Here is a 19,041-nt window from a genome sequence, read left to right as displayed (position 1 = left end):
CATGAATATTACTCTTCTCGATACTGCTACGCTTGCAGGCACATCCCTTGAACCTTTTCAAACACTTGGCAATTTCACAAGCTACCCACTAACCAGCCCAGCACAAGTTTTAGCGCACAGTGCAGGCGCTGATGTATTGATCACCAATAAAGTGATCCTTAATCGCGAAACATTGACAAAACTCCCTGAGTTAAAGCTCATATGTGTTGCCGCAACTGGCACTAACAATGTTGATTTAGTTGCCGCGAAAGAATTTGGCATTGCCGTAACCAATGTTGCGGGCTACTCAACGCCTTCGGTTGTCCAACACACCTTTGCTTTGATCACCAACTTACTGGGCAATACCCACCGTTATATTGCTGATTGTCAACAAGGGCTGTGGCAAAAAAGCGAGATGTTCTGCCGCCTTGACTATCGCTTTAATGATATTGGCGGTAAAACCTTAGCAATTATCGGGTATGGATCGCTTGGTAAAGCAGTTGCTGATGTTGCAAAAGCGTTTGGTGCTAATGTGATCATTAGTGAGCGTAAAGATCACAGCCCAAGAGAGGGCCGCACAGAGTTTTTTCAAGCAATAAAGAATGCCGATATTATCAGTGTTCACTGCCCATTAACCGATGAAAGCCGCGATCTAATTGGCAGCGAAGAGCTGGCTATGATGAAACCCAATGCCATTTTAATTAACACCGCGCGCGGTGGCATTGTTAACGAAGCACAGTTAGCGCAGGCATTAGAAAATAAACAAATCGCAGGAGCAGGATTTGATGTGTTAAGCAAAGAACCCGCAACTGATAATAACCCGCTGGCTCTTTACAAAGGCGACAATTTAATTTTAACCCCACATATTGCCTGGGCAAGCGAGGAGTCAATCATTCGCTTGGTTAAACAAGTGAGCTTAAATATCAGTGCATTTAGCCAAGGTGAAAGCTTAAACAGATTGGTGTAAAAAACTAAATTTTAGTTTTTACTACTATGAAAGGTGGTTAAATACAATTTACCACCTTGCACAAAAACAACTAACCGCATGATTTTTAATAAATTAAAAAATTGGCAGATTCTTTGCTTCTAAATAAACAAATTAATAATCACTATTTAGTATCAGGATAAAATAATGAAAAAAGTATTTTTAATCGCCGCACTTACAGCCCCTCTTCTTACTGGTTGTGTAATTGCCGTATCAGACGGTGAAGCAGAAACACACTGGGCAGGCAATAATTCAAGCTGGGAGAAACATCACCAATCTAATCGTGAAACAATTGCGTCAATAGCTTTAGATACTAGCTATCAGAGCGTTTTAAATAAGCTTAAAACCCCTGACTTTTCTGAGTTACTAAAAAAAGACGGCGATGTATATCAAGTGCTATTTTATGCCACCCAAAGTATTCACTCAGATAGTAAAACAACAAAAGATGAATGTACGCCACTGGTGTTTAAAAACGACAAGCTGATTGGTGTGGGTGACAGTATTTATAACTCACTAAGTGTCATCTAGACACTAAACAAAGACTATAAAGAGTGGGGCATACTCACTCTTTATTTACTGTAATAACTGACTTTACTAACTTGCGGCAATAACTCGAGCGATAATTTTATCGCGGCCACTATCTTTAGCTTCATATAAACCTAAATCGGCTTCTTCCAGTAATATATGCTCAGCATGAACTTGACAAAACTCAGTGGTAGCAACCCCAATACTTATCGTAATGTGAGCGGCATTAAGTGATGCTTTATGAGGTATAGCAAGCGCATTAACCGCATTTCTGAGCTTATTAGCAAACTTTAATGCCTCGTGTTGGTTGATATCTGGTAACACAGCGGCAAATTCTTCACCGCCGTAGCGCGCAATAAAGTCAGTACCACGCTCACACGCTGCAACTAATGCATGTGCAACACGTTTTAGGCAGTCATCCCCAGCACGGTGACCATAACAATCGTTATAACGCTTAAAGTGATCTATATCCATTAAGATGACTGAAAGCGGCGTTCCTGCACGGCGGCTACGGCGCCATTCTCGCGATAAACTTTCATCTAAATAACGCCGATTAGGTATTTCTGTTAGCCCATCAATTGAGGCGAGCATTTCTAACAAGTCATTTTTTTGCTTGATCAATAATTGATTACGCACTCGTGCACGTACTATTATAGGACTAAATGGCTTAGCAATATAATCCATTGCACCTAATTCAAACCCTTTCGCTTCATCATCATGGCTTGTATTAGCTGAAATAAAAATGACAGGAATAGTGTGTGTTGTTGAATTTTCTTTTAACTGAATTAACACCTCATAGCCATTAATGCCGGGCATTACTATATCGAGGATAATTAAATCAACCGCCGTTGACTTAATAAATGTCAGGGCTTTTTCACCACTGTCAACTAAAAATATTTCGTAATCATTCGCTAAGGTTTTTTCCAACACTAATCGATTTAATGGGTCATCATCAGCGATCAGTATTTTGGCTTTCTTCAACATTTACTGAGCCTTGTATTTGGATATATCTATTTACTTGTGCTAATTCGAACTTTAACTGAGTCAGGGATATTTTCCCTATATGTGGATCATTGCGTAGTCTACTTTCTAATTGCTGAGCGATAGCACTAAGGCGATTAAATCCAAGATTTCCTGACACACCTTTAATACTATGCACTAATCGTTCCAAACCATTTTCCAAAGTTGAAACTTGTAATTGCTGTATATGACTATCACACAGCAGCATAAACTTTTCTAACATAACCTGTAGTAAAGTATTATCGTCTGAGAATTGAGCTAATGCAAAAAAACGGTCAAAAAATGCAATTTTCGTTATTTCCAGATCATTGATTGCTGTTAATAAAGTCGCTGCAATGACAGGTTTTGTGAGATGTTTGTTCATACCCGCTGCAAGTGAGCGCTGCTCATCAGCCAACTCACTGTGAGCTGTCAGGGCAAAAATAGGTAATTGCTGCTGATCATAACGTTGTCGTAATAAAGCGGTTGCTTGCAACCCATCAACTTCTGGCATTTGAATATCCATCAAAATCAAATCTGGCATGACTTGTGCCACTAAATCGATCCCTGCCATTGCCGAATTTGCTGACATAACATTAATATTTGCTTGGCTTAAAATGTTACTAATAATATCTAAATTAAGCTGATTATCATCAATGACTAACACCAGCAAGCCACTAACCTTAAGAGTCGGCGATGTCATCGCACTCTCAAGCTTTTTAGGTTGAGCGAGCTGTGTTAATTGCGGCTCAATAGTGAAAGTGATGGTGAAGAAAAACTCACTGCCTTGGCCTTTCTCACTCACTACGTTAATTTTTGAGCCCATTAATGCCACTTCATGTTTTACAATGGCAAGTCCTAATCCGACACCTTGATGGGTGCGAGTGAGTGATTCGTCACCTTGGGTAAATGCGTCAAATAATCGACTTTGGTCAGCTTTATCAATGCCTACACCAGTATCTCGCACCGTAAAACACAGTGTTTGCTGAGTATCCGATATATCATGAGCCGTTATTTTTAGTGTAATAATACCCTGCTCGGTAAATTTCACGGCATTGGTCAGTAAGTTGCCTAACACTTGCTGCAAGCGAATATAGTCACCCACAAGTTGAGGCGCAATTAACGAGTCCACTTCAATATTAAACGAAAGCCCTTTTTGCTGACAAAGCCCGATCAATAAACTCTCACAGCTATCTACCAGTGCGGCTAACTCAAAGTTAACCAAATCGGGTTGTACTTGATTATTCTCGCTTCGCGCAAAATCGAGCATTCGGTTAAGCATGGTTAATAAACTTTGCGCTGCATTTTTTGCTTGAGCTGCATGCTGTTGCTGCTGTGCTGTTAAGCCTTGCTGAGCTACCATATCAATAAGGCCTGTCACCGCATTAAGCGGAGTGCGTATTTCATGACTTAAATTAGCGATAAACCGGCTTTTCGCTTCTGTTGCCCGCTCGGCATCTTGCTTTGCCTGAGTCAATGCACTGACATCTTGAATATGAATAACATAATAATAAGGTGCTTGCTGCTCATCCCACACTAAAGAGACGCTCAGCTGCCACCAGCAATTTAGATCCTCTTGTCCTAAAGTAAGGTGATACACTTTCTTTTTCTCACTCAACAATAAAGCTAATAGTGATGCTATTTCTTGCCATTGTTGCTGTGGAAATAAATCCACTAATAATAAATCCTGCTCTGTTTTGTCAATATTAAAAATCTTTCGCGCAGTTTTATTCAGTTGTAATACAATCTGTTCAAGTGAAAGTAAAATCACTCCATTAGCTGCATATTCTATAGCGCTACGAAGTTTAGACTCTGACGCTTTTAACGCCAATAGTGCGTGTTGTTGAGCAGTTATATCACGGCCAATTCCCATTGAGCCTAGTAGCTGATTTTGATCGTTATAAAATGGCGCTATGGTTAATTGAAATGTTTGTTTTTGAGTTTCAATACGTTGCTCAGCTTTAGTTTTGGTTGTTAAAACTTGTTGCTCTAATTCACTGATCTGGCCATTATCATCACTAATATCACATAACTGCTGACCAACTAACTGCCCTTGCTCAATACCTATGTATTGTTCATAAGCACGATTACATCCTAAGAATGAGCCGTCAATATTTTTAAAATAAATAAGATCTGGCACACTATTTAACATCGTATTTAGCAAGGCTAAATGTCGCTCTTTAGCCTCATAACTGCGCGCGAGTTCACGGGTTTTTATTTTTACTTGGTCATCAAGTTCACTATTTGCTTGCTGTAATGAGCTTACCAACTGCTGATTTTTATTAAGCACCCACTTGATTCGGCTAAACCACGGCTGCCAGTTCGCTGGTATGTGGTAATTTGAATAATTTTTATAGTGCTCCTCATTTTGTTCAAGATACGCCATTAAATATGTCATAGGTTTGACAAAAATACGCCGACTTAACCACAGTAAGGTGGCGAACATCATTACTAAAAACACACTCAAAAAAGCAAATTCTATTAATACATCAGCCAGGATCGGTGAGGCTAATTCAGCATGCGATGCAAAATAACCAGCATAAATTGGTAGCTGCTTTTGCGCTTGTAAAAGAGTAAGATTACCCTGGTTATTTAATTTTGTTAATGGCGCTTTAGCTGAGGGCCAATACTGCGTCAATGGCATATCTTCTTCAATATCGTAAAGTGAGCTGATGATGACGTGCTGCGCACTATTTAAAAATATATATTCGCCACTACGCGGCGATATTTTTTTTAGCCACTGCGATACTGCCGATAAGTCATAAATCAAAATAATATAATCTTCACTACCTCGCTCATGCGCACGCCCAATTGATAAGTAGTGGTTACCAGCGACCTCCACTATCGCACTTGATGTCAGTGAATTGTCAATCAGTGCAGGGCGCAACTGGCCATCAAGCACTTGGGTTAACATTAAGCTATCCCCATCATCGCGGCGCTTAATATAAACAAAGCCTTGCTCATTCACATAAGCAACTGCCGATAAGGATTGAATTAACGATAATGCGGTATTAAAAGCAGGTCCAAAGGCAATAACCTGCTGCCATTGAGCAATTGCATTTGGGCTGCTAGAAAATTTCCCCTGACCGATAATTTCACCGCCTCCATCAGGAATTTTTCGATAATAATAATTCTCTTGCTGATTAACATCTTTAAGCCATTGCAGCTCAAATTGATATAACAAAGGTTGCTCGTATAAAGAGAACAGTGTGTTGATCAAACCATCAGCACCATTCATAGCATGCTCAACTTGCGCCGCTATATTGGCAAAATCTGCTTCACGCTTCGCAACAGCGCGATCTAATTTAATATTATATAAGTGTAAACATAATAGAAAAGCCACCAGCAGCGGCACAATAAGTGCCACAACCAGTGATCGATAGTAATGTTTTAAAGGTAGAAAGTTCAATCTACAGTCCGTTACTTGGCGCTAAATTTATGCCCAAGGTTAGCGAGCCAAGAGGGACTGCGCAAGTTATAAATTTTCTTCCGCAAACGATGCTAAACGGCTTCTCACCACACCATTTAAGTTAACCGTGGCACTGCCTTCAAAGTCTTTAAAGCGCTCCACAATATAGGTTAAACCTGAAGTTACTGGTGTTAAGTAATTACTGTCTATCTGCGCAAGGTTACCTGAGCAAATCAGCTTTGTGCCCTCGCCACAACGGGTAATAATGGTTTTAAGTTGCGAGGCAGTTAAGTTTTGGCTTTCATCTAAAATCACCACAGCATTTTGAATACTGCGACCACGCATAAAGTTAACTGATTTAAACTGTATATTGGCCTTTTCCATAATATAGTTACGGCTTGAAATAGGATTTTCGTCGCCTTTATGCAGTACTTCAAGCGTATCAGTAATTGCCGCTAGCCACGGCGCCATCTTCTCTTCTTCTGTACCAGGTAAAAAACCGATTGATTCGGCTATTTCAGGGGTATTACGAGTAACTATAACTTTATCGTAAATACCTTTTTCAACCACCATTTCAAGAGCGCAAGCAAGCGCTAGTAAAGTTTTACCACAGCCTGCAGGGCCTGTTAATATAACCAACTCAACACCAGTATCTAACAAGGCATCCATCGCCATCCCTTGGTAAATATTTTTTGGTTTTACCCCCCATGCTGATTGGTGCATTAGCCGCTCGACACCAATATCTTTGAGCATAATATGTTGATCATCGTACGACTTAACTCTTGCCGCAAAGTGACCGTTGTCATCCAATAAATATTCATTACAAAATACATCGGGGATCAAACTTTTGGCCACCTTATGAAACGCATCACGACCATGTTGTTGTGTTTCACATTCGCCCACGTGCTGCCAAAAATCGCCAGCAATTTTTTTATAACCACTGGAGAGCAAAGCAATATCATCAATCAGCTGATCGGTACGATAATCTTCAACAAATTTAAGCCCTGCGCCTTTAGCCTTTAAACGCATATTAATATCTTTGGTAACTAACACCACTTTGCTATTAGGGTGTTGTTTTTGAAGGTGAACTGCACAGTTAATAATGCGATGGTCGTTTTCATTGCCAGGTAAACCAGAAATCGAATCAGCAAATAGATGATCGTTAACAATAATTAGCGTGCCAGCAGATGACGCCTTAGCCTTTTTATTACTAGGTAACGCAACGCCTTTTAGCATTTGTTCTGGCGTGGCATCTTTGAGTACTTCATCTAAACCACGGATGGCCACACGGGCATCACGGCTGACATCGTGTTTGCGGTCTTTAATATGATCCAGTTCCTCTAAAACTGTCATAGGGATCACAACGTCATGTTCTTGGAAAGATAAATAAGCGAGGGGCTCGTGGAGTAATACATTGGTATCTAGCACATACATTTTACTATCAAGGTTCGAAGCTTTTTCCATAGCACTTTCCTTACGTTTTATGATTTTTATGCTATACCCAACTAATCAAGTAAAACGGGTTGAATATCCACCCTGAAAAACTTAATTGTTAAGGTATATTCTAAGTTTAGCTTAGATGTCATAAAAGTCTGTTTTATGACAAACCTTTTTTTGTTTTGAATTAATCCTTATTGCAGCAACTTTAATAGGAATAATTCACAGTTATTAAATTAATTAAAAGTGAGCTAGTTCGCACCTTGCAGTGGTGTTAGCTAACAGGTAACATAGCCGCCTTTTTCTTCATAGACGAGACATACATGAATTTTTCCTTAGGTCAGCGTTGGATCAGTGATACAGAGTCAGATTTAGGATTAGGCACAGTGGTTGCCCTTGAGGGCCGTCAGGTCAGCATTTTATTTCCCGCCAGTGGCGAAAACCGTGTTTACTCAATGCTAGAAGCACCGGTTACCCGCGTGGCATTTAATCCTGGTGATGTGATCAAAAGCGTTGAAGAATGGGAACTTGAAGTCGAGTCTATTGAACCTATCGGTGATTTACTTTGTTATCACGGCACTCGTATTGATAACGGTGAACAAGCACAATTAAAAGAAACGTTTTTAGATCACTTCATCAAATTTAATAAACCACAAGACCGCTTATTTGCCGGCCAAGTAGACCGTTTTGACCGCTATACCTTACGCTATCAAACATGGCAACATCAGTTTGAACGTGAGCAATCACCTATTAAGGGTTTGATTGGCCAGCGCGCAAGCCTCATTCCGCATCAGCTTTATATTGCACAAGAGGTCGGTAAGCGATTTGCGCCACGCGTATTACTCTCAGATGAAGTAGGCCTTGGTAAAACCATTGAAGCAGGGATGATTTTACATCAACAAATTATCAGTGGACGTGCCAGTCGTGTACTCATCGTAGTGCCGGAGAACTTGCAGCATCAGTGGTTAGTAGAAATGCTGCGCCGTTTTAATTTACACTTTTCAATTTTTGACGAAGAGCGTTGTGATGAAGCCTTTGCTGACTCACCAAATGTATTCGACACTGAACAGTTAGTACTCACTAGCCTTGAGTTTTTAACCAAGAAAAAACGCTGGTTTGAACAAGCCACCATGGCTGATTGGGATTTACTGATTGTTGATGAAGCGCATCATTTAAGTATTACTAACGGTAAACCAAGCACTGAATATCAACGTATGGCTGAGCTTAGCCAAGATATTCCAGGCTTAATATTACTAACTGCAACGCCGGATCAACTTGGTCACCGCAGCCACTTTGCGCGCCTGCAGTTACTCGATCCTGATCGCTTTTATGACTACGATGCCTTTGTTGCTGAAGAAAGTAACTATAAGCATGTGGCAGAGGCAGCCAACCAATTACTGCAAGAACAAGCGCTAGACGACAGCGCCAAAGCCACGCTAATTGAGCTATTAAAAGAAACCGACATCAGTAAGGTGCTTGAACAAGCGCAAAATGGCGATGCAGCCGCCCGTAAAGAAATTTTGGCGATGTTATTAGATCGCCATGGCACAGGCCGTATTTTATTTAGAAATAGCCGTAGCGGCATTGACGGCTACCCTAGTCGCAAACTACACGCCTACCCGATGGCGATGCCGAAACAATATAAAACGGCAATTTCAGTATTGGGCAATATGAGCGGCATTAAAAATGCAGAGCTTAGCGCGCAACGCGCCCTATTCCCTGAAAAAATATTCCAAGAGTTTGAAGGTGAAAGCGCTAGCTGGGGACAATTTGACCCTCGCGTAGAATGGTTGATCGACACCCTAAAAACCCTTAAACGCGAAAAAGTCCTGCTTATCTGTGCTAAAGCCGAAACCGCTATCAGCCTTGAGCAAATCTTGCGTGAACGCGAAGCGATTAAAGCCTCAGTGTTCCATGAAGGCATGACAATTATTGAGCGAGATCGCGCCGCCGCTTTCTTTGCTGATGAATACGACAATGCACAAATATTATTGTGCTCTGAAATTGGCTCAGAAGGTCGTAACTTCCAGTTTGCTCATCACTTAGTGTTATTTGATTTACCACTGAACCCAGATTTACTTGAGCAACGTATTGGTCGCCTTGACCGTATTGGTCAAACTCAAGACATCAATATCCATGTACCGTACTTTGAAAACAGCGCACAAGAAGTATTACTGCGTTGGTATAACGAAGGCTTAGATGCCTTTGAAACCACCTCTAGTACCGGGCAACTTTTGTATAAAGAGTTCAAAGATGAGCTGCTTGAGTTTATTGCCGCCCATAACTGTGATGAAGACGAGCTAGAGCCATTACTAGAGCAAGTAGCCGGTCAAAATGCCGTACTGCGTAAACAAATGGAAAGCGGCCGTGACCGTTTGCTTGAGTTACACTCATCAGGCCAAGGTGCAGCAGACTCGCTGGTTGTTGATATTGAAAAACTAGACAACCAGTTTGAACTACCAAGTTATATGATCAACGTGTTTGATACCTTTGGCGTTAGCCAAGAAGATAAAGGTGAAAACACTATAATCTTAAAACCGACTGAGCATATGCTAAATCCGTCATTTCCAAGTTTAAAAGACGACGGCATGACAGTCACATTTGACCGTGACACTGCATTAGCCCAAGAAGATGTGCATTTCATCAGCTGGGATCACCCTATGGTGCAAGGCACCTTAGACATGATTTGCGATGATGACTTTGGTACAGCTTCTGTAGCACTGCTTAAAAACAAAAAGTTACCGCCAGGCACCTTCTTTGTTGAGTTAATATACGTAGCAGCAGCCATGGCACCAAAAGCGCTGCAAGTGGGCCGCTTTTTGCCACCGACGCCAATTCGTATCTTGCTCGACAAAGCCAGCAACAACTTAGCTGATAATGTAGGATTTGATGGTTTTAACCAGCAGCTTTCTGCGGTAGGTCGCCAAACAGCGAGTAAACTTGCTGGCGCATTACAAAGTGCGATTCACCCGATGCTTAAAACTGCCCAAGAAATGGCGCAAACTAAGCTAGAAGTTATTAGAGCTGAAGCACTTGAGCAAATGCAACAATCACTCAGTGAAGAACAAGCACGTTTAGCGGCGCTGAAACAGATCAACCCTAATATCCGTGAAGAAGAACTGACCTTCTACGATAAGCAACGCACAGAGCTGACAAGTTATATCGGCAAAGCACAGTTGCAGTTAGATGCCATTCGCTTAATTGTGGTATCACATTGATTTGAGTTTTGAGTTGTAAGTTTAAAAAAGCGCGGTGTGTTAAGTTACACCGCGCTTTTTATTGCATTTGCGCGGGGTAAACCCGCGCCTACAAGATGTTGCCCATTCGTAGCAGCGATTTATATCGCGATTTTTCGAGCTACAACGCGGGGTAAACCCGCGCCTACGAGATATTGCACACCCCGTAGCAGCGATTTTATATCGCGATTTTTCGAGCTACAACGCGGGGTAAACCCGCACCTACAAAATATTACACATTCGTAGCAGCGATTTTATATCGCGACAGCGAGCCGTTCTGTGGCTGAATTTTATCTCGTACTTACATTTTACATTTGCGCGGGGTAAACCCGCGCCTACAAGGTATAACACATTCTTAGCAGCGATTTTATATCGTGACAAGAGCCGTTCCGGCTGAATTTTATCCCGTGCTTATATGTTGCATTTGCGCGGGGTTAACCTACGCCTACATCACCAAAATGCTAAGACTCAAACATAAACACAATCCCAATATGGATAATCAGCCACATTTTTAACCAAGCCCGCTCTTAGTGAATTCGCAATTATATAACGCGCACTCTTAACCAAATCATCTTCATCTCTAATTAAATGATCGTAATATCCTTTTTGCCATAATTTATAAATACCAAATTCACGGCATACAACTGCCGTTCGCCCTTTAAAGCAACGGATTGCTTGTGGTAAAAGATTGTTATTTAGCAACTGAAATTGCCAATGGATATGATTTGGCATAACAATAAGTGCATTAGATTTGAGGTATTTTTGTACTTCCAATAAGTGCATTAGATTTGAGGTATTTTTGTACTTCCAATAACTGCATTTGCTTTATAATTTGGCGATTAAAATCCAAACTTACAAAGTAATTACTGCGATTATGTGTAACGAGGGTAATTACATAAAAGTGATTTGATAAAGAAACCCGTCCCTTTCTTAAATTTTGCGATTTATACATCTACCAATCCTTGTAGGTAAAGTATAAATGTAGATCAAAATTCAAACGTTGTTAAATTTGCAGCTCATTTAACTTGATACTACGCGGGGTTAACCCGCGCCTACAAGGTATTGCAAATTCGTAGCAGCGATTTTATATCGCGACAGGAGCTGTTCCGTGGCTGAATTTTACCCCGTGCTTATATGTTGCATTTGCGCGGGGTAAACCCGCGCCTACAAGGTATTGCAAATTCGTAGCAGCGACTTTATATCGCGACCAGAGCGGTGCCGTGGCTGATTTTTATCCCGTGCTTATATTTTACATTTGCGCGGGGTAAACCCGCGCCTACAAGGTATTGCAAATTCGTAGCAGCGATTTTATATCGCGACAGGAGCTGTTCCGTGGCTTATTTTGTCCCGTACTTACATTTGCGCGGGGTAAACCCGCGCCTACGCTGGTCGGCCTTTGTTGCGTTTGCCTAATAAATACGCATCGCGGAATTTCATAAAATGCTGCTCAAGCTTTGTTGCGGCATCAGCCTCGCCTGCCAGTGCTAACACCATAATTGCCACTTCTGCGGTGCCAAGTTGGTGTGCGTGAGGGGCTACACGTAAGCGATAATCTGAGAGCTTTTCTGCAGTGATCGACAGCACGGGTAAATTATCGAGATAAGGGCTTTTGCGGATCATTTTTTTCGCTTCACGCCAGGTGCCATCTAAAAAGATAAATAAAGGGCGTTTATTAGGCTGGTGTTGTACATCAGTAATAACGCGTGCGGTATCTTCAACATCTGTAGCAGGAAAGATCAACATAGGCTGATATTGTGGATCGCTCAATAAAGCTAATAGTTTCTCGTCAGGATCAGTCCTGTCCCAGCGAAAAGCATGATTATCAGGAATGATTTCAGCAATTAAACGCCCTGTATTAGAGGGTTTAAAACTCTCGTTGTGGTACATCAGTAAGCATACCGCCGCCTGACTATCAGCCTGCTCCACACCGTCACAAATACAATAATGTTTTGCAATTAAGCATCGCTCACAGCGATCCATTTTACCGCCACGAGCATTAAACTCACGGCGAGATTCACTAATTTGCTGGGCACGCAAAGTAAGTACTGAATTAGCAGAGCGGTTAGTCACAAGGTTTGTCACCTAAAAAAGTACCTAAAAATTGTTCGGCGCGTATTGTAGCACATTCGCGCGGGGTAAACCCGCGCCTACAAAACAAAAAACCCAAGCCGGGGCTTGGGTTTTTAAACAATTAACTAAAAGAATTACTTCTTCTTTTTAACTGCTTTTTTGTTTGGTAAATCAGTGATCGAACCTTCAAAGATTTCAGCTGCAAGGCCAATTGATTCGTTCAATGTTGGGTGAGCGTGAATTGTAAGCGCTAAGTCTTCGCCATCTGCGCCCATTTCAACTGCTAAGCCGATTTCGCCAAGCATTTCGCCTGCGTTGATACCAACCATAGCGCCACCGATAACACGGCCACTGTCTTTATCAAAGATAAGCTTAGTTTGACCTTCAGTACGGGCAGATGCAATTGCACGACCTGATGCAGCCCATGGGAATACCGCTGTTTCGATGCTTAAGCCTTGCTCTTTTGCTTCTTTCTCAGTTACGCCAACCCAAGCGATTTCTGGATCAGTATAGGCGATTGAAGGAATGCATTTAGGGTCAAAGAAATGTTTTTGACCAGAGATAACTTCAGCTGCAACGTGTGCTTCGTGAACCGCTTTGTGCGCAAGCATAGGTTGACCAACAATGTCACCAATCGCGAAGATGTGATTAACGTTTGTTTTAAGTTGCTTATCAACATTGATAAAGCCACGCTCATCAACGTTAACGCCCGCTTTGTCTGCATCAAGTAGTTTACCGTTTGGTGTACGACCAACAGCAACAAGTACTTTGTCATAACGTACAGGTTCAGCCGGTGCATTTTTACCTTCAAACGTTACGTATAGGCCGTCGTCTTTTGCTTCAACGCCAGTTACTTTAGTAGAAAGCATTACGTTGAACTTTTTGCTCACGTATTTTTGGTAAATCTTGATAACGTCTTTATCAGCCGCTGGTACTAGTTGGTCAGCAAATTCAACTACGTCGATTGCAGAACCTAGTGCACGGTACACAGTGCCCATCTCAAGACCGATGATACCACCACCTAATACAAGTAGTTTCTCTGGTACGTCTTTAAGCTCAAGCGCGCCAGTTGAGTCAATTACACGGTCATCTTCAGGGATGAAAGGTAAGTTAACTGGTTGCGAGCCTGCTGCGATAATTGCATTATCAAAGGTAATTGTTGTTTTACCATCTGCGCCTTCAACATCAAGAGTGTTGTTGCCAGTGAATTTACCGTAACCGTAAACCACTTTAACTTTACGCATTTTAGCCATGCCGTCTAGGCCGCCAGTTAACTGACCAATTACAGACTCTTTCCATGAACGGATTTTGTCTAAGTCAATTTGTGGTGCGCCAAAAGTAACACCATGAGACGACATTTCAGCTGCGTCATCAATTACTTTAGCTACGTGTAAAAGTGCTTTTGAAGGGATACAACCCACATTAAGACATACACCGCCTAATGTGTCGCGAGATTCTACTAATGTAACTTCTAAGCCCAAGTCAGCAGCACGGAAAGCCGCAGAATAACCACCAGGACCACCGCCTAATATAACAACTTGAGTTTTTAATTCGTTGCTCATGCTTTTACCTTAATTGTTTGAACGGGACACTGCCCTAAAGTTTAACTGCCATGTTTCTGCATGGGCAGAAAGCCAGAGCAGATCAAAAATTTATGCAAAATATACCAGTAGTGTATCATTGCAAATGGTAAAAATCCCAGCTAAAAACAACTGGCTGGGATTTGATTCTATTTATTTAACTAGATGCATCAATTAGTGCATTACATTACTAACTGGCGTATATCGCTCATGTAACTTGCAAGCGTTACAGTAAAGCGTGCCGCTAGTGCACCGTCAATCACCCTATGGTCGTATGACATAGAAAGTGGAACCATCAGTTTAGGCTCAAACTCTTTGCCATTCCATTTCGGTTTCATTTCAGATTTAGAGACACCTAAAATAGCAACCTCTGGCGCGTTAACGATTGGCGTAAATGCCGTACCACCGATACCACCTAAGCTTGAAATAGTAAAACAGCCACCTTGCATATCAGACGAGGTTAGTTTGCCGTCACGCGCTTTAACTGATACTTCCATCAATTCACGTGATAATTCAATGATGCCTTTTTTATCAACATCTTTAAATACGGGAACAACTAAACCATTTGGCGTATCAACCGCAACACCGATATTGATGTACTTTTTAAGGATTAAGCTTTCACCATCTGCAGATAGCGACGAGTTAAATGTAGGGAACTCAGCGAGCGCTTTTGCCGCTGCTTTCATTACAAATACCAGTGGCGTAATTTTAACGCCGAGCTTTTTCTTTTCTGCCAGAGCATTTTGCTCTTTGCGGAACTCTTCAAGCGTTGTGATATCAGCTTCATCAAACTGGGTAACGTGAGGGATTTGCACCCAGTTACGGTGTAAGTTTTTACCTGATAGCTTTTGAATGCGAGATAGTTTCTTCTCTTCGATTTCACCAAATTTAGCAAAATCAACTTTTGGCCATGGAATTAAACCAAGTTCACCACCACCTGCATTGCCGTTACCAGCTGAAAGCTGACCAGACTCAACTTGCTTAACTAAGTTCTTCACATAGTTTTGCACGTCTTCTTTAACAACACGGTTTTTACGGCCAGAGCCTTTAACATTCGCAAGGTTAATACCAAACTCACGGGCTAAACGGCGCACAACTGGCGATGCGTGAGCATATGCACTGTTGTTCTCAAAGCTTTCATTGCTGGCTTTTGCCGGTGCTGCTTGTGGCGCTGGTGCCGACTCTGCTTTTGCTGCTGGTGCAGATTCAGAAGCCGTTTTTTCAGCGGTAGCTGCAGGTGCACTGCCTTGCACTTCAAATACAAAGATAAGTGAACCGGTCGATACTTTATCGCCCGCAGCAACTTTAATCTCTTTAACAGTACCGGCAAATGGTGCTGGTACTTCCATTGCCGCTTTGTCGCCTTCAACGTTTAAGATTGACTGATCTTCAGTAACCTTATCGCCTACTGCAACCATCACTTCAGTGACTTCAACCTCATCACCGCCGATATCAGGCACGTTTACTTCTTTAGTGCTTAGCGCTGAACTTTGTGCCGGCGCAGACTCTTGAGCTGGCGCTGTTTCTGCTTTCGCAGCTGCAGGCTCACTACCAGCCACTTCAAAAACAAACACTAAAGAGCCTGTTTTTACTTTATCGCCAGCGGCAACTTTAATTTCTTTAACAGTACCTGCAAACGGCGCTGGTACTTCCATTGCCGCTTTGTCGCCTTCAACGTTTAAGATAGATTGTTCTTCTGAAACGGTGTCGCCAACAGCAACCATGATTTCCGTTACTTCAACTTCATCATCGCCGATATCTGGTACGGTGACTTCTTTAGTTGTTGAACCAGAAGACGCAGCTGGTGCTGCATCTTCAGATTTAGCCGAAGCTTCCGGCGCTTTTTCTTCGCCAGCGCTTTCGCCTTCAAATAAAAATACTAAAGAGCCCGTAGTAACCGTGTCACCCACGTTTACTTTGATTTCTTTTACAGTACCGGCTTGTGCCGCAGGTACTTCCATTGAGGCTTTATCACCCTCAACAGTTAGTAATGATTGGTCAACGTCAACTTTGTCACCAACGCTCACTAGAATTTCGGTTACTTCGACTTCATCGCCACCGATATCTGGTACTTTAATTTCAATACTCATTGCAAACCTCTTATGCGTACAGTGGATTAAGTTTGTTAGTGTCGATGTTGAACTTTTTAAGTGCTTCAACCACAACTGACTTCTCAACTTCACCACGTTTAGCAAGTTCAGATAACGTCGCAACTACTACGTAGCTGGCGTTAACTTCAAAGTGACGACGAAGGTTTTCACGGCTATCAGAACGACCGTAACCATCGGTACCTAATACTTTGTAGTTGCTGCTTGGAATGAATGAACGCGCTTGTTCTGCGTAGTTTTTCATGTAATCCGTTGCGGCAACAGTCACTGAGTCATTTAATACACTGGTGATGTAGGCAGTCTTCTGCTCGCTTTCTGGGTTAAGCATATTGAAACGCTCAGCATCTTGCCCTTCACGAGTTAATTCGTTAAACGACGTTACCGAGTAAACATCAGATGCAATACCGTAATCATCACTTAAGATGGCAGCAGCTTTACGCACTTCAGTCATGATAGTGCCTGAGCTTAGTAGTTGTGCGTTGGCTTTTTTGCCTGCGTAGCTTTCAAGCTTATAAATACCTTTACGAATACCTTCTTCAGCACCTTCTGGCATAGCAGGTTGTGCATAGTTTTCGTTCATAAGCGTTAGGTAGTAGTAAATGTTTTCTTGCTCTTCACCGTACATACGACGAATACCATCTTGAACAATAACCGCTACTTCGTAAGCGTATGTTGGATCGTAAGAGATACAGTTAGGTACTGTGTTTGCAAGAATATGGCTGTGACCATCTTCGTGCTGTAGGCCTTCACCGTTTAATGTTGTACGACCAGCAGTAGCACCTAGTAAGAAACCACGTGCTTGTTGATCACCCGCCATCCATGCCATGTCGCCAACACGTTGGAAACCGAACATTGAATAGTAGATATAAAATGGGATCATTGGTAAATCGTTAGTGCTGTATGATGTTGCCGCAGCAACCCACGATGACATTGCACCTAACTCGTTGATACCTTCTTGCAATACTTGACCTGATGTTGCTTCTTTGTAGTAAGAAACGATATCGCGGTCTTGCGGCGTATAGTTTTGGCCATGTGGATTATAAATACCAATTTGACGGAATAAACCTTCCATACCAAAAGTACGCGCTTCATCGGCAATAATTGGTACGATATTTTTACCAATACCTTTATCTTTCAATAAGATATTAAGTGCACGAACAAAACCCATAGTGGTAGAGATATCACGCTTTTGCTCTTCAAGTAGTGGCTTGAACGCGTCTACTTCTGGCAGTACTAACTTTTCAGTAAAGTTAGGAATACGTTTTGGCGTATAACCTTTAAGTGCATCACGGCGAGCATGTAAGTACTTGTGCTCAGCCGAACCATCTTCAAGTGTTAAATAAGGTAGTTCTGCAAGTTGCTCTTCAGATACTAAATCATCAAGACCTAAACGTGAACGTAAATGGGCAACGTGTGACATGTCCATTTTTTTCACTTGGTGAGCAATATTCTTACCTTCAGCCGCTTCACCCATACCGTAACCTTTTACAGTTTTAGCTAGGATAACTGTTGGGCGACCTTTGGTCTCTTCTGCTTTTTTGAATGCAGCGAATAATTTTGATGGTTCATGACCACCACGCTTAAGCGCGAAGATTTCGTCATCTGTCATATCAGCAACAAGTGCTGCTGTTTCAGGGTAACGACCAAAGAAATGTTCACGTACGTACGCGCCATTTTTAGCTTTATAAGTTTGGTAATCGCCATCGACTGTTTCGTTCATCAATTGCAATAACTTACCCGTGGTGTCTTTAGCTAGTAGGATATCCCAGCCGCTGCCCCACACTAGCTTGATCACATTCCAGCCAGCGCCTTTAAATAGACCTTCAAGCTCTTGAATGATTTTACCATTCCCCATTACTGGGCCGTCTAGGCGCTGTAAGTTACAGTTAATTAAGTAACAAAGGTTGTCTAGTTTTTCACGAGCAGCAAAAGAAATAGCGCCACGCGATTCTGGCTCATCCATTTCGCCGTCGCCTAAAAACGCGTATACACGTTGGTTTTTAGTGTCTTTTAAGCCACGACCATCTAGGTACTTTAAGAAGCGCGCTTGATAAATAGACGCGATAGGACCAAGACCCATAGATACCGTAGGGAACTGCCAGAATTCAGGCATTAATTTAGGGTGTGGGTAAGATGGTAAACCTTCGCCATCAACTTCTTGACGGAAGTTATCAAGCTGCGCAGCAGATAAACGACCTTCAACAAATGCACGTGCATAAATACCCGGAGAGATATGACCTTGATAATAAACTAAGTCACCGCCGTCTACGTCATTTGGTGCTTTGAAGAAATGGTTAAAACATACTTCATAAAACGCCGCTGATGACTGGTAAGACGCCATATGGCCGCCTAGGTCGAGGTCTTTTTTCGAAGCACGCAATACAATCATGATTGCGTTCCAACGAATAATAGAACGAATACGGCGCTCAAGGTTTACGTCCCCAGGGTATGCAGGCTCTTGATCTACCGGGATCGTATTAACGTAGTTTGTGCTGATACCTGTAGGCATATCAACACCGTCTAAACGGGCTTGCTCTAATACTTGCTCAAGTAAAAACTGAGCACGTTCAACACCTTCTTCGCGCACAACTGATTCAAGAGCTTGTAACCACTCTTGTGTTTCTAGCGCGTCTACGTCAATTTTATTGACTTCAGACATATGGAGGTTTCCTTATGTTTAAAATACGAATGTTCTTAATTAGTACTGTGGTAA

General features: G+C 42.1%; 11 protein-coding genes. 3 read left to right on the top strand and 8 right to left on the bottom strand.

The features are described 5' to 3' along the window. Position 1: 1 nt before the first annotated feature. Both J7338_RS13800 and J7338_RS13795 read left to right on the top strand, forming a co-directional pair. Positions 2–946 (top strand): D-2-hydroxyacid dehydrogenase, encoded by a 945-nt coding sequence (locus J7338_RS13800; RefSeq protein WP_210797592.1) that lies wholly within the window; start codon positions 2–4, stop codon positions 944–946. A 165-nt stretch (positions 947–1,111) separates the two neighbouring features. Then, entirely contained in the window at positions 1,112–1,492 is a 381-nt protein-coding gene (locus J7338_RS13795) for a DUF3192 domain-containing protein (protein WP_210797591.1), read from the top strand. Between the two features lie 66 nt (positions 1,493–1,558). On the opposite strand, the gene J7338_RS13790 is transcribed toward J7338_RS13795, so the two are convergent. The 3 genes from J7338_RS13790 to J7338_RS13780 all read right to left on the bottom strand — a co-directional run bounded on the left by J7338_RS13790 (position 1,559) and on the right by J7338_RS13780 (position 7,361). Next, positions 1,559–2,473 (bottom strand): diguanylate cyclase, encoded by a 915-nt coding sequence (locus J7338_RS13790; RefSeq protein WP_210797590.1) that lies wholly within the window; start codon positions 2,471–2,473, stop codon positions 1,559–1,561. Continuing rightward, on the bottom strand, positions 2,442–5,897 hold the full coding sequence (locus J7338_RS13785) for an ATP-binding protein (protein WP_210797589.1): 3,456 nt from the start codon (positions 5,895–5,897) through the stop codon (positions 2,442–2,444). Before J7338_RS13785 ends, J7338_RS13790 begins: the two co-directional genes overlap by 32 nt. Before the next feature lie 66 nt (positions 5,898–5,963). Then, positions 5,964–7,361: a PhoH family protein gene (locus tag J7338_RS13780; RefSeq protein WP_210797588.1), complete on the bottom strand. Its 1,398-nt coding sequence runs from the start codon at positions 7,359–7,361 to the stop codon at positions 5,964–5,966. Positions 7,362–7,657: 296 nt separating this feature from the next. Between J7338_RS13780 and rapA the strand changes: the two genes are divergently transcribed. Then, positions 7,658–10,552: an RNA polymerase-associated protein RapA gene (gene rapA, locus J7338_RS13775; protein ID WP_210797587.1), complete on the top strand. Its 2,895-nt coding sequence runs from the start codon at positions 7,658–7,660 to the stop codon at positions 10,550–10,552. A 486-nt stretch (positions 10,553–11,038) separates the two neighbouring features. Here rapA and J7338_RS13770 read toward each other — a convergent pair whose 3' ends face one another. The 5 genes from J7338_RS13770 to aceE form a co-directional block, all read right to left on the bottom strand. After that, complete coding sequence (locus J7338_RS13770; RefSeq protein WP_415837807.1) at positions 11,039–11,344, bottom strand: REP-associated tyrosine transposase; 306 nt, start codon at positions 11,342–11,344, stop codon at positions 11,039–11,041. Positions 11,345–11,950: 606 nt separating this feature from the next. After that, positions 11,951–12,640, bottom strand: a complete 690-nt coding sequence (locus tag J7338_RS13765; RefSeq protein WP_210797585.1) for a tRNA-uridine aminocarboxypropyltransferase — start codon at positions 12,638–12,640, stop codon at positions 11,951–11,953. Positions 12,641–12,774: 134 nt separating this feature from the next. Beyond that, on the bottom strand, positions 12,775–14,202 hold the full coding sequence (gene lpdA / locus J7338_RS13760; RefSeq protein WP_210797584.1) for a dihydrolipoyl dehydrogenase: 1,428 nt from the start codon (positions 14,200–14,202) through the stop codon (positions 12,775–12,777). Positions 14,203–14,402: 200 nt separating this feature from the next. Next, entirely contained in the window at positions 14,403–16,310 is a 1,908-nt protein-coding gene (aceF, locus tag J7338_RS13755) for a pyruvate dehydrogenase complex dihydrolipoyllysine-residue acetyltransferase (protein WP_210797583.1), read from the bottom strand. 10 nt (positions 16,311–16,320) lie between these two features. Further along, positions 16,321–18,987 carry a pyruvate dehydrogenase (acetyl-transferring), homodimeric type gene (aceE, locus tag J7338_RS13750; protein WP_210797582.1) on the bottom strand — a complete coding sequence of 889 codons (2,667 nt, stop codon included), beginning with the start codon at positions 18,985–18,987 and terminating at the stop codon, positions 16,321–16,323. Between the last annotated feature and the right edge of the window lie 54 nt (positions 18,988–19,041).

The sequence above is a fragment of the Pseudoalteromonas ostreae genome (assembly GCF_018069805.1).
In the GTDB taxonomy this organism is placed as follows: Bacteria; Pseudomonadota; Gammaproteobacteria; order Enterobacterales; family Alteromonadaceae; genus Pseudoalteromonas; species Pseudoalteromonas ostreae.
Note: the sequence above shows the minus strand (reverse complement) of the source record. Positions and strands in the feature narration are given on the sequence as shown.

Excerpts from the sequence above, each read along its gene's own strand:
- J7338_RS13800 (WP_210797592.1), top strand. The coding sequence starts at position 2 with ATGAATATTACTCTTCTCGATACTGCTACGCTTGCAGGCACATCCCTT.
- J7338_RS13795 (WP_210797591.1), top strand. The coding sequence starts at position 1,112 with ATGAAAAAAGTATTTTTAATCGCCGCACTTACAGCCCCTCTTCTTACT.
- J7338_RS13790 (WP_210797590.1), bottom strand. The coding sequence starts at position 2,473 with ATGTTGAAGAAAGCCAAAATACTGATCGCTGATGATGACCCATTAAAT.
- J7338_RS13780 (WP_210797588.1), bottom strand. The coding sequence starts at position 7,361 with ATGGAAAAAGCTTCGAACCTTGATAGTAAAATGTATGTGCTAGATACC.
- rapA (WP_210797587.1), top strand. The coding sequence starts at position 7,658 with ATGAATTTTTCCTTAGGTCAGCGTTGGATCAGTGATACAGAGTCAGAT.
- lpdA (WP_210797584.1), bottom strand. The coding sequence starts at position 14,202 with ATGAGCAACGAATTAAAAACTCAAGTTGTTATATTAGGCGGTGGTCCT.
- aceF (WP_210797583.1), bottom strand. The coding sequence starts at position 16,310 with ATGAGTATTGAAATTAAAGTACCAGATATCGGTGGCGATGAAGTCGAA.
- aceE (WP_210797582.1), bottom strand. The coding sequence starts at position 18,987 with ATGTCTGAAGTCAATAAAATTGACGTAGACGCGCTAGAAACACAAGAG.